9 protein-coding genes and 1 pseudogene are annotated in these 12810 nt (G+C 31.8%); 4 read left to right on the top strand and 6 right to left on the bottom strand.

Annotated elements, in window-relative coordinates:
• Positions 1-363 precede the first annotated feature (363 nt).
• The 3 genes from B8869_RS00225 to B8869_RS00235 all read right to left on the bottom strand — a co-directional run bounded on the left by B8869_RS00225 (position 364) and on the right by B8869_RS00235 (position 5276).
• On the bottom strand, positions 364-972 hold the full coding sequence (locus B8869_RS00225) for a hypothetical protein (protein ID WP_084229743.1): 609 nt from the start codon (positions 970-972) through the stop codon (positions 364-366).
• Between the two features lie 435 nt (positions 973-1407).
• Positions 1408-4437, bottom strand: a complete 3030-nt coding sequence (locus tag B8869_RS00230) for an S-layer homology domain-containing protein (protein ID WP_084229744.1) — start codon at positions 4435-4437, stop codon at positions 1408-1410.
• Positions 4434-5276 (bottom strand): hypothetical protein, encoded by an 843-nt coding sequence (locus B8869_RS00235; RefSeq protein ID WP_084229745.1) that lies wholly within the window; start codon positions 5274-5276, stop codon positions 4434-4436. The genes B8869_RS00230 and B8869_RS00235 overlap by 4 nt, the downstream gene beginning before the upstream one ends.
• A 493-nt stretch (positions 5277-5769) precedes the next feature.
• On the opposite strand from B8869_RS00235, the gene B8869_RS11630 reads away from it, so the two are divergent.
• Positions 5770-5910: a transposase gene (locus B8869_RS11630; RefSeq protein ID WP_200805929.1), complete on the top strand. Its 141-nt coding sequence runs from the start codon at positions 5770-5772 to the stop codon at positions 5908-5910.
• A 255-nt stretch (positions 5911-6165) separates the two neighbouring features.
• On the opposite strand, the gene hpf is transcribed toward B8869_RS11630, so the two are convergent.
• Positions 6166-6705 carry a ribosome hibernation-promoting factor, HPF/YfiA family gene (hpf, locus tag B8869_RS00245; protein ID WP_084229746.1) on the bottom strand — a complete coding sequence of 180 codons (540 nt, stop codon included), beginning with the start codon at positions 6703-6705 and terminating at the stop codon, positions 6166-6168.
• Positions 6706-6936: 231 nt separating this feature from the next.
• Here hpf and B8869_RS00250 point away from each other — a divergent pair, with 231 nt between their 5' ends.
• Together B8869_RS00250 and B8869_RS00255 are read left to right on the top strand one after the other, a co-directional pair.
• Positions 6937-7842, top strand: coding sequence for an FUSC family protein (locus B8869_RS00250; protein ID WP_084229747.1), 906 nt, complete (start codon positions 6937-6939; stop codon positions 7840-7842).
• Entirely contained in the window at positions 7832-9418 is a 1587-nt protein-coding gene (locus B8869_RS00255; RefSeq protein ID WP_084229748.1) for a hypothetical protein, read from the top strand. The genes B8869_RS00250 and B8869_RS00255 overlap by 11 nt, the downstream gene beginning before the upstream one ends.
• On the opposite strand, the gene B8869_RS00260 is transcribed toward B8869_RS00255, so the two are convergent.
• Both B8869_RS00260 and B8869_RS00265 read right to left on the bottom strand, forming a co-directional pair.
• Positions 9396-10616, bottom strand: a complete 1221-nt coding sequence (locus B8869_RS00260; RefSeq protein ID WP_084229749.1) for a sensor histidine kinase — start codon at positions 10614-10616, stop codon at positions 9396-9398. The genes B8869_RS00255 and B8869_RS00260 overlap by 23 nt on opposite strands.
• Positions 10616-11308 (bottom strand): response regulator transcription factor, encoded by a 693-nt coding sequence (locus B8869_RS00265; protein ID WP_084229750.1) that lies wholly within the window; start codon positions 11306-11308, stop codon positions 10616-10618. The genes B8869_RS00260 and B8869_RS00265 overlap by 1 nt, the downstream gene beginning before the upstream one ends.
• A 245-nt stretch (positions 11309-11553) precedes the next feature.
• Between B8869_RS00265 and B8869_RS12565 the strand changes: the two are divergent.
• Positions 11554-12537, top strand: a pseudogene (locus B8869_RS12565) (IS30 family transposase).
• Positions 12538-12810 lie beyond the last annotated feature (273 nt).

A 12810-nucleotide genomic window follows, 5' to 3' on the forward strand; every position in this document is an offset into this window, starting at 1 on the left:
TTAAATTATAACTTAAGTTTAATGAATAATAGACCTAGAAAATGTATAAAATATAAAACACCTAAAGAAGAACTTTTTGGTCTCTTACCATAGGTGTTGCATTTGATTTGACAATTCGTCTATAAAAATAGCTTCATCTTCTTGCTAAAGCAAGAGTTATATAGATTTTTGAGTTTGTTTATCTATATAGTCATAATATTTTGTGACATTTATCTATACAAAAATCTACATTTTATACATATAATTTTATTACATCTTGGTTAAATTTTCAATTGTTTCAATGTTACAGTTCTATTAAAGTCCTAGATTTTATCAGTTTTTTAAAGAATTTAGTATACGAGTTTACATTTATACTTTACTTTTTTATTTAGCTTGCAAACACTTTGTTTTTTTTGTCATACCTACATTTTCAATATCTATAATCAAATATTTAGATTTAAGTTGTAGGTTCTCTCTATCTTCTTCACATTCTAAAACTATTATTTTTTCATCATTATAATAATCTACTATTAGCAATATAGACTTTTCATCAATATTAATTTTTAAATCTTTAAGTCCTTCTGCTGGCACAGTGAAGTTTCCATCTTTGTCAGCCTTTGTAACAATTTCTTTTGGAGTATTACCGTCTTTAGATGTTATAGTTATAATAACATCAGCATTATGTCCTGCTGTTCCTGTAATCTTTGTATCATTTGTAGCTACATGTTTAACTTCTGGTGTTTTAGATTTTTCTTTATCTACAACTTTAACTTCTGCTGCTGGTGATTCTTTCTTTGAATCATTGATTGTTGATACTTTAATCACATCGTCTTTCTTAGCTGCAGGATCAAGATCCACTACAACCTTACCATCTTTGAATTCGATATTAGCATTTTGGTTATTTACATCTTTCCAAGTGCCGTCATCTTGTTTTTGGATAGTCCTTGTGTCATTATCTCCAACTTTAATAGTTTTAGCTGTTGGGTCTACCACTGTTGGATCTGCATTTTTTACACTCTTGTCGCCTGTGTAGACAGGATCAACATTTGGTGTTTGACTTGCTTTTTGTACAGCTTTTCTATCAAAGGCTTCGAAGGATCTAACCCATATTTAACCTATAAATATCTTCCCAACTGCAGTCACCCTGAGCGAATACGGCAACGCAGTCGTAGTCGAACGGGTATAACCCTGGTAGTCAACACCTAACCAGTAATCCTGAGCGAAGATTACAAAATAATCGAAGTTGAAGGATCTATTAAAAATTTAAATGCTCTACGTAAGGCTCATTGAATTAGGGATTTTAAAAAAACTTATTTAGAGAGTCTTTAGGTGACATGTAAACGGTGATATTGCAGAATAGACAATTCTACTCTGTAACATCACCTTCATTGTTAATCTAATCTTTATTTTATTTAATTTAAATAATCATTAAATAATTCGAATCCAAGTTTCATCTCTATTATTATTTTTTCTGTTAAACTCATGACTATTCGCAGCCTCTTCAAGTTCATAATATGCCCAGTGATCTTTTTTTAGATCCTTAAACTTTACAAGTAAAATTTCATTTTTATCAATAAAGTCTTTATCAGGAACTCTATTGAAAATACTATTAAACATTTTAACCGCTTCAGCTCTAGTAATATAATTGTCAGGTTTAAAACTTCCATCAGGATATCCAATTATTCTCTTATTTCCGTAGGCTTGATTTATCTCTTTTTCATATCTATGTCCTATTATATCTTGAAAATCTGACTTTAAATTATTTGTCTTATCAATAGGTGAAAGAAGTCTTGCCATTTCAGCTCTAGTTATTGGATCGTCAGGTCTTATTTTATCTCCTTCAGCTACAAGAAGATTATATTTTATAGCTGCATTAATATATGGTATATACCATGCTCCTTCTTTCAAATCAACATAGTTAGCTTTTGACATATCTGTTGTAGAAATATTTTTTAGTCTTACTGCTATTGCGACAGCTTCGGCTCTAGTTATATTGCCTTCTGGTAAAAGATTTCCGTCAGGATATCCAAAAATATATTTAATGTGGCTTCCTCTTTCTTTTGGAATCAAAAGATCGCCTTTTGGATAATCATGTTTTTCATGTGTTTCTTCCTCAATTTGTTCCCATTGTGCGTAAAGAATTACATTAGATTTAACTTCAATTTTATCTCCTGAAAGATAAGTTTTTCCACTGCCATCTCTCTGTGTGTTCCAACCCAAAAATCTATATCCTTCTGCAATAACTCCATCAGCTTCTAGAACTATGGCAACATCTCCTAACTTGTAACTACTAGTGTCTAGTGGAGTCTCACCTTTAATAGGTATTTGAGGATAAAAGTCCTTGTTTAAATCATATTTTATATAATAATTTTCAACTTTTTTCTTTTCCAATACAATGTTATCCATTGCCATATTTGTAATGTCTTTTTCATCTTTAACTTCAAGAGTTTCAAGAACTTGTCCAACAGCTTTTCTAACAGCTGCCTTTTCTTTTACAGTTTCACCTAAAGCCAAATTTTCTTTATATAAGAGTAGTCCCAATTCTCTTTCAAACACTCCGTCATAGGCGGCACTTGATTTTAATTCGTCTTTTGCAAAGTCTGTATAAGTTCCGTCGTCATTTTTATTGAGTATTCTATATAGAGCCACAGAACCATCTGCTTTATATTTTGTTCCCTGAGTCTTACCGTTTTTATCTTTAATCTCTTCATAAGAGTTTATTGTATTTTCTTTAAAAATATCGATGTGATATTTTCCGCCCTTTACTAAAATATTTTTATCTCTGTAATCTTCGTCTCCGCCGGAAAATACTTTTGCCTTGCCCACATATAGAGCTCCGTCACTATTCAAGAATATTGTGCTTATCGGATCTCCTTTAATTAAACCGTCATATGGGCTGTAAGACATTATTTGTGGAGTAAATTGTCCTTCTCCGTCAATTATAACTTTGCCTTTTGCTAATATTGCATAGGCTTCAGGAGACAAGCCTGAAAATCCTCCGCCTGTTGTACGGCGGTGCATTTTTGCTTTATATCCGTCAATATAAGTTTGATAAAGTTTATCACCTGCTTCAATTCTACCTGCTTTTATCGTGGCATCTCCTACCATGTAAAGGCCTGAGCCTGCTTGCTTATCATTGCCAGCTTGTGTAGGTCTGCAACCTCCTCCTATAATTGTAGGCTCTTTTCCGTCTTCACCTTCGACTACTACATTGTCAACATTTGCAATGCCGTGACCTGATTTTGTTGAGCTTCCGCCGCCGTAAATTTGAGCTTCGCCCTTTACGACTACACTTTCAGCTCCATCTATGGCGCTTCCTGCAGTAAGTCTGTCAGCAAATAAATATCCGTTCCGATTTATATTAGTGGATGAACCTCCTGTAATTAAAGAGTCACCTATAACTTCTATTGTATTCGCTCCCTTTATTCCTGATCCTGCGATTCCGTTTCCTTTACAACTACCTGAAGTATCACAATTAGGTGGGACAGTTGAGATATCTCCTCCATGGACTTCAGAGTTCTTGATATAAACTTTGCTCACATTTTCAAGACCATAACCTGCAGATACATTAGTCTCAACTACAGTTGAATAAGGGGGTACCTTTTTGTCTCTTAGATATTTTTCGAAACCATATCCTTGAACAACAGCACCATTTACAAGTCTAACTTCTTCTGCACCAACTATTCCTGAGCCAAATCTATACTCATCCTTCTTTGAACCGTTATCGCTTCGTATATTATACATACCGCCACCGCAAATATTTGCTCCGTCAACTAATACTTTTCCGTCGGTTTTAATTCCTGCAGTACCGATCTTGGGCGCTATAGGATTATCGCTATAGCCTGTATGAGGTGTTACTCCTCCCGGTGTAGGGCCTTCAACAAAAGTTTTGACTCCATAGACATTTACATCACCTTTGGATGAAATAATAGCCTCGGAAGTATTAAAAAAGTGTGAACCGCATCCCAATCTTATAGTATCCACTTGACCCGACATGCCTAAATTCAAAAGTCCGCTTCCCATTTCGATTACAGATGAATGAGGCAGCTTGTACATAAAATTGGGATCTGGAGATCCTGTTGGCATACCGTCATTTGCGCCCTTGTCTACAAATTTGCCTCTGTGGATATTTACACTTGCATTTCCATTGACTAAAATTATAGGGCCATAAAAATTAGTCCAAGCCTTTTTGTTAAAGAAATTTTCTGACGCTTCATTGCCGTTAGAGTCTACAAATCTTCTGTCTCCTCCGACAATGTGGTTCATGCTTAACTTTTCATCATCAGTAAGATCGGGAAAATCTTTTGTGGCAAAGTCTAAATGTCCACCATCTTTAACTTCAATAGTGCCGTAATAAAATTCATTCCTATTTTTATCATTTACATTTAAATCAACACCGTTTCCTGAAACTATTTTTGAATTTCCGGCACACTTTATTTCAATATTTGTACCAATCACAGCACCATTGCCATAACCGCCTGCGCCACCTGAGATAACCGGTATGGAGCGGGAATTTTTTTCCCTGAAAGGTCGATAGTTATATTATCAGCGTTAATTCCGCGGCCGCCTTGGGCAGTGTCACTTAAACCATTGCCCCCTCTTATAAAGAGTCCTCTGTCAACAGTGTATAAAGTACCGTTCTCAAACTGTAAATTTGTTTGATTAACTTCCACAGTTTTTGCAAAAATGGCATCAGCGCCATGAGCGATGGAATCTCCGCCAGTGATTTTGCTATAGTATTTTAGCCTAACCCCGGTATCATCTTCACCTGTATAGGACATAAGATTTTCTATCATCACCGAACCTTTGGGAAGATAAATTGCAGGGTGGCCATTTTGACCGGAGAGGTTCATTCTATCCGTCAAATAAAGATTTCCGTCTCCTGATATTAAGGCTTTATCTTCAGGGCCTTTTAAGTAGAGATGTCCCTTCATAGTAAGAGTTTTTCCCTCTGCTATTTCAAGACTTATGTTTGATACGTAAACCGCCCTTGCTCCTTCAGCCTCATAAATACCATATTTAGCTTTTTTAGGATCTGAAGACATAATTGTAATATTGTTTTTTACACTTATCGTTCCTAAACTTGAAAAATCATTGCCATCTTGTTTAAACTCATTTTCGTTATAGAGATTTACAAGATCTATAACATCTCCGTCAACTGCATTTTCAATTTGACTTTTTGCTTCATTCATATTTTTTGGCTTATATTCTTCTGCACTTGCAATCTTTGGAATTACAAGGCTTAATACAAACATAAATAAAAATATAAATCCTAGCTCTACATTTTTTAACTTCATAAAATTCTCCTTTTTTATTTAAGATAATCCTCATCTTTATAATATCATTTAGCTCACTTCATTAAAGTACGAAAATCGCTAAAGTATTTAATTATTAATATGTTTATATTTTAAAATCTATTAGTTTTTAAGACTCAATAAATTTTGCTGAGAAAATAATAAGACTGAGTCATATGAACTAACTCCCAAAGGTTGGACTTAAAAACCAACTAAAGAAGACCAGTTCACAAAACATAAACATCCTCGTCTTTTTTTGATAAAATGTATTTACGAAAACCTTCGCAAATACATTTTTATTAATTATATAATACATTAGTTTAAGATACAATTCAACTAAGATTAAACTTTAATACAGAAATATATATTCAAAAATATATATTCAAAATGATGTAAAACTAAGGCTTGTAAAAAATATAATAGAAAGGTTAAACTTAACAGAACTAAAAAAGTCTACTCATCATTTGGAAGAAAACCCACAGTAAATCCATTAACCATGCTAGAAATAATAATATACTGCTATTCAGAAGGAATATTTACATCAAGAGAAATAGAAAAATCATGCAAGTATGATTTAAGAATAAGATACCTCCTAGATGGAAATATGTCTCTTATCAATAGCACTAAATTTAAATAAATTAGCATCAAAAATATAAAATAAAAATTTAGAGATCATAAAATACAAAGCTGCTTAAGAAAAAATTATTAATTATAGCTAGCTTTATTAAGTGCACCCATTTTTATAGAAAACACTGTAAATTTATCTAAAAAATATTTTAAAAGCAAAAAACACGATGGCTAAACTTAAATACTTTATAAAAAAATGATGTTACAGAGTAGAATTGTCTATTCTGCAACATCACCTTCTCTTTATTATTTGCTATTTATTATTTTATCTATCAACTTCTACTTCAATAATTCCCAAGTTTCCGTCATTTCTTCTATATAATAAATCTATTTCTTCAGTTTCAGCATTTAAGTAAATAAAGAAATTGTGATTTAATAAATCCATTTGCATTTCAGCCTCTTCTTCTAACATAGGTTTTAATGTAAATGTCTTTCTCTTTACAATCTTAGAAGTTTCTTCCACTTCTTCATCAACAGGACCATCGATGTTTTCAAATCTAATTGTCTTTGGATCTTGGTATCTGTTCTTTAATCTTGTCTTATACTTTCTAATCTGTCTTTCAAGGATGTCAATTGTCGCGTCAATAGAAGCATACATATCATCAGAAGTATCTTCAGCTCTTAATATTGTACCCGGCAAGAAGACTGTTACCTCGACTGTTCTATTATCTTTCTCTACAGATAATACCGCCCTAACTTCTACTTCTTCATCAAAGTATCTGTCTAGCTTTTCTAATTTCTTTTCGCTTTGCTCTTTCAAGCTTTGGGTTAAGTCAAGATTTTTTCCTATTAATTTTAATTTCATAGTAACACTCCTCTCAAGAATTTATTAATTCTTATTTTTATTATACCCCTTTTTATAACATTATCACATTAAAATATAACTGAAACAGAAATAAAATTTTTGTTGATATTTAAACTGTGGATAATGTGTATAACTTTGTTGAAAACTGTATTTTTAAAGATTTTATTACCCTTACACCTGTGGATTTGTTATTTATATATCCACAGGTGGTATAATGTTATTAGGTGACTTATGAAAAAAATAAATTTTAATTTTAATACAAAAATAGGGATGAGAAATTTAAAGACTGCTCTTGCTGTTATTATAGGTCTTTATCTATCGGATTTACTTAGCTTAAACACTCCAATATTTACTTCTATAGCTTCTATCAGTGGAATGAAGAGTTCATTTGCAGAGAGTTTCAATGACTTTAAAATTAGAATGTCCACAACTATATTCGGTGTAGTGCTCGGATTTCTCCTCAGTTTAATCCCTGTGTCTCACTATATGACCCCAATTGTTGGCGGATTAGGTATTATATTTATAATATATATCTTAGTGGCTTTTAATTTAAAGGACATGGTAATACTTTCTTGTATAGTCTACATCGCTTCTTTCGTAAATCCAGAAAGTCAATTGATATATGGTATAGAGAGAGTTATCGGTACTTTCCTCGGGCTAGTTGTGTCATTGGCAGTAAACTATCTCCTATCCACTCCTGATGTTAATGAAAATTTCACAGTTTCTGCCATAAATTCATTCTATGAGGCAAGAAACATTCTTTTGAATTTAATCTTTACCGATAATCACGATGTATCTTCTTTCGAAAGTTCTTTTGAAAATATAAAGGAACATTATAAGGTGTTGCTTGAAGAATTACATGCTCCACTCCATCCTGATTTGGATATAGAGAACGCACGTAGAGCTCTAAAAGCCTTCGATGATATACATCTAAGGTTCTTACTCCTCAGCTCAATCAATGCCCATCCCAAGCTAAAACCAAGCGTTATAACCAGACTTGAAGACAAGTACCATATAACACTCCTACAAAACGGCTCGCTTGAAGGAGATATAAATGAGATGTATAATCTTCATATAAAAAAGATACTATTTAATTTAGAAAATTTAAGAGAGTTGTTGAATATTAATGAAATTTAAAAATACTTTTGAAAAATATGATCTCCTGGAGAGTTTTTATTATATATTAGATGAATTAGTGCAAGTTAAGGACAGTGAAGATTTAATCTATTCACAAATTTATGAATCTTTTGGTCCTCAACTCCCAAAGTCTATAATACTTTTTGATAGACATAAAAACAAAAAAGCTTTGAACGAAAGATTTATGTACTTTATTGAAAAATCTTTGTATGATGCAGAAGAACTTTGGAAACCTTTAAGCAGATCTTATTTCACAGTCTTAGAACTTTTTGATAATCAAGCTGAAGATAGACTCATCGGCAAAAATTTTAAAATATCTAATTTACCAAAAGATGTATCCTCAGGTGAGTTTTTACTATGTAGAATTTTAGAGATAGACGAAGAATACTTTATATATGGCGACTATGTGCCAGTTACTTTTCTACACGGCGAAGCTATTATAGATGAATTCAAACGTCTACATCCTTTCGAAAATCTAAACCCAATGCAACTTAAATATATGTCATACGACCTATTTATGCTATATTTTGTGAGCAGTTTAGACGAAAATATATTCAGTTCCGACGTCGATTTATTCGTAACAGGCGCCATCTCTACTCTTATGTTCAATAAGCCTGAATTGTCTCTATTTATGGAAATGTCCTCCTTTGGTAGCGAAAAGTTCTTCTATGCAACTGAGCTATTGAGCATATTCTATTTGAGAATTCTGCTACCTAAAAACCAAAACTACTCCTCTTTTAAACGAATTAACTTCCATGCTTACTTTAAAGAAGCTGCTCAAAGAGGTTGTTTTAAAAATGAAACTGAATTAATTACAGTGTTAGATACAATGACAGAAGTTTATAAATTCTTTTCTAGATTTAGAGAAGATTATAAAACTGCTGTATCTAAACTCAAAGAAGTTAAACAAGATATTTTCAACTTAATGGATGATTTAAAAAACTCAATGCAAGGCTTTTACTATGACGAAAAGATTTTAAAATTAATCTCCACTCCACAAACTGTAATTTCTGATTTAGATACCATCGAGAATACAATAGAGTCAGAATCTATAACCGAATCCATTACCACTGGCTCTTTAACTTCAAAATCAGTTCAAATACTTGCAGAAGCAGTGGATATTAAGCCAACAAAAAAAGTGGTAAGTTACACTTCTTACCACTTCCCTTATATTGATTTTTTATACAGATTTTTAAAGTTTAAAGATTTGGTAGAGACCTACGATGAAGTAATTATTTCCCATCTATTCGACGACTTTATAAATTTAGAAGAAGATGAAATTCTTGCTATACTCTATAATTCTATATTTAATATAAAATTTTTAGAGGAAATCTATCCTCCTATTAAGGTTAAAGAATATGTTGCTCTATTTAACAAATTATTCTCTAAGCTTAAAAATGAAGAGTTGCTATTCGATAACCTTGACGATGAAGAAAAACACTTTGTCGATGCCTTTTCTCGTATAGGTCTTTTAAATGTAACTGATGTAGTTAAACTATCTACAACAGCAATTAACCTAATAAACTACAACAGCAACCTATCTGACAACATAATCAGTTTGAGTGACTATCGTTAGTTTCTATAGGTAGAATTACAGTTGCAGTAAATGTATTATCTTTTACAGCTATGTGGAATTCTCCACCCAAAATTTCAGCTAAATTTTTAGTTATATACAAACCTAAGCCAGAGCCTTCAGTTGTTCTGGCTTTTTCGGACTTCACCAGTTCATTTAGCAAGTCATTTTCGTTTTCTTTTATTGGAATATCCGTTTCGTTTTTCATTTCAAAATGGATATATCTTTCTTCGATTTTTGTACAACCTAATATTTTAGTTCCAGGTTTTGAATATTTATATGCATTTGAAATCAAATTTTGTACAATTCTTGAAACAATTCCAGGGTCTGTATACAAATTTATCTCTTCATTTCCATAGTCATATAAAAATTCTAATTCTTTTTTATTTAGTAGTTCATCGAAATCACCATAGATTTGGCTAACGAGTTCATTAAAATCTATAAAGACTTTTTCGACTTTTATCGCTCCACTTCCCGTTTTAGATGCATAAATCAAATCTATTATAAGGCTTCTAAGCCTTTCGGAATTCCTACCCAAAACTCCTATATACTCTTTCGCCTCAAAATCCATCTCCGTCTTTTTAGATAGGATATCTGCGTAATTTATTATAGACGTGAGTGGGGTCTTTAAATCGTGTGATATATTGGTTATAAGTTCTGTCTTAAGCCTTTCTGTCTCCATTGTCTTATTTATAGACGTTCTTATCTGCTCTTTAATTGAGGACAGCATATTTAAAGTCCTGCTAGTTTTTTTATCTGCTAAAGATGACTTTTCAAACGACTCACCAAAATTATATAAATCTTCAATTGCATTGTTTAAAATGGCATTCTGAACATAAATATTTTCCCCTTCAAATATAATTCTAAATATTATCAAGTTTAGAAATGCATCGAAAAAGTTATAGTCCATGACCATAACTATAAATAATATAAATATATTCAACACACCAAACAATGAGTATAGTCTATTTCCAGATGAATTCAAAAATAGTTTCAAAGTAAATATACTATCTTTGAGTTCTCCATTCCAAATTTTATAAACTACTACCAAAGAAAATATTCCAAGAGCCAAAACATATCCATACACAGAGAAAAGCATCCCCAGCCAAATCATAAGTCTTAATAGTGTGTCTTCTAAGAAATTTGTGTTTTTTAAATATCTAAGTAATCTCTTGACTAAGTTCTTTAACTTATTAGACATTATTTCCCCTCTATTTTATAACCCATTCCATATACAGATTTTATTAAGTCTGGTTTTCTCGGATTGATTTCAATCTTATCTCTAAGGTGTGAGATGTGTACTGAAATAACTTTCTTTACATCATGCGCCTCTTCTTCCCAAACTTCTGAATATATTTCATCAGATGAGAACACTTTAGACTTATTCTTCATCAATAGTAAAAGTATTTTATATTCATAAGGTGTTAAGCTTACCTTATTATTATCTACAAACACTTCTTTTGACATATCATTTACAGTAACTCGTCCAATTTGATAAGTCCCATTATCTATACTCGCAGAACCCAAGCTCATAAATCTTCTAAGAGTTGAATTTACTCTTGCAACAAGCTCTATAGCGTTAAATGGTTTAGTTATATAGTCATCTGCTCCAACGTTTAGCCCTATTATCTTGTCTGTTATCTCACTCTTTGCAGATAGGATAATTATCGGTATATTATACTCTTCCCTAATCTTTAAAATAGCAGATATACCGTCCATCTTAGGCATCATAATGTCAATTATCACAAGATGAATTTCTTCTTTCTTTAAAATATCCAATGCTTCTAAGCCGTCATTAGCTGTGAAAATTTCATAGCCTTCTGCCGATAAATAAATTTGTATAGCTCTTACTATATCTTGCTCGTCGTCACAAACTAAAATTTTATAATTCATAAATTCTCCCTTCAAATTAATTTTACAGGTTCTAAGGTTCAACCAAATCTCCACTGGGTATAGAATTATTGGAGGTGAGATTATCAAAAATTTAAAAGATAAACTCTATTTGATTCGGAATAAACCCTTTGTTGTTTTTATTGGATAATTTATCATAACAAGTGCAACATAAATAAACTCATAGCTAATCAGCTGTGTTAATATGTAAGTGACCAAACAAAACATATTAAAAGGAGTGATTAACTATGAGCTATAACCATCTTACCATAGAAGAAAGATCTTGTATTTACCAATTTTTAAATTTAGGAATGAGTATAAGGAAAATTGCACAAGCACTTAAAAGGTCACCTAGTACAATATCTAGAGAAATTAAAAGAAATTCATCTAAGATAAAAGTTAGTAGGGGAAGTTACACTAAGTACTTTCCGATAAAGGCAAATGATAAATATATTGATAGAAGAAAAGACTGCCATAGAAAAGTAAATTTCTAAAGATGTTATTGATTATTTAACTGTAAAGATTAACGAACATTGGTCCCCTGAACAAATATCAAATAGAAACACAAATGAGATTCATGAATTACCATCTACATCAACGATATATAGAATGATACACGCCAAAAAGCTGCCAAAAACTAGTATGAAAAATTTGAGAAGAAAAGCTAAATTTAAAAGGCCAGCAGAAAAAGAGGAAAATTCAATGATAAAGGTAGAACAATTAAGAAAAGACCTAAAGAGATATACAGAAGGCAAGAATTAGGCCACTGGGAAGCAGATACAGTGGAATCAGGCAGATTAGATCATAAAAGGCAAAGTAGATGTTGTCTCGTAACTTTAGCAGAAAGAAAATCTAGATATTATATAGCAATCCTAGTTGAAAATAGAGAGTCGGAAAGCGTAACACCAGCAATAATAAATGCATTAAAAGATTATCCAAAAGAATTAGTAGAAACAATAACCTTTGATAGAGGTAAAGAATTTTCAGAATTTGAGAAAATAGAAAAAGAATTAGGATGCAAAACTTATTTTTGTGATCCCTATTGTGCATGGCAAAAAGGTACAAATGAAAATAGTAACGGACTTTTGAGGGAGTTTTATCCTAAGGGTATGGATTTATCAGAAGTGAATATTGATGAATTAAATTATAGCTTAAGTTTAATGAATAATAGACCTAGAAAATGTATAAAATATAAAACACCTAAAGAAGAACTTTTTGGTCTCTTACCATAGGTGTTGCATTTGATTTGACAATTCGTCTGATAAAAAAGATTTAGCTTCATTAGCCGATTTTGCATTTGCTTAAAGCAACAAATTCTTGGATTTCAACTCGGGGATTACCCGTTGGGGTGGATTACAGCCTCCGGGCCACGTGCATTAATGAGCATGTCGCTACATATAGATTTTAAACCTATTACATTCACTTATAATTTGGGACAAACAAGTTTTTTAAAAGCTATTACGTTTGTGGATTTGATATGTTTTATAGGTGGAATAATAGCTTAT

Origin of the sequence: Peptoniphilus asaccharolyticus DSM 20463, from assembly GCF_900176115.1 — a bacterium.
In the GTDB taxonomy this organism is placed as follows: Bacteria; Bacillota; Clostridia; order Tissierellales; family Peptoniphilaceae; genus Peptoniphilus; species Peptoniphilus asaccharolyticus.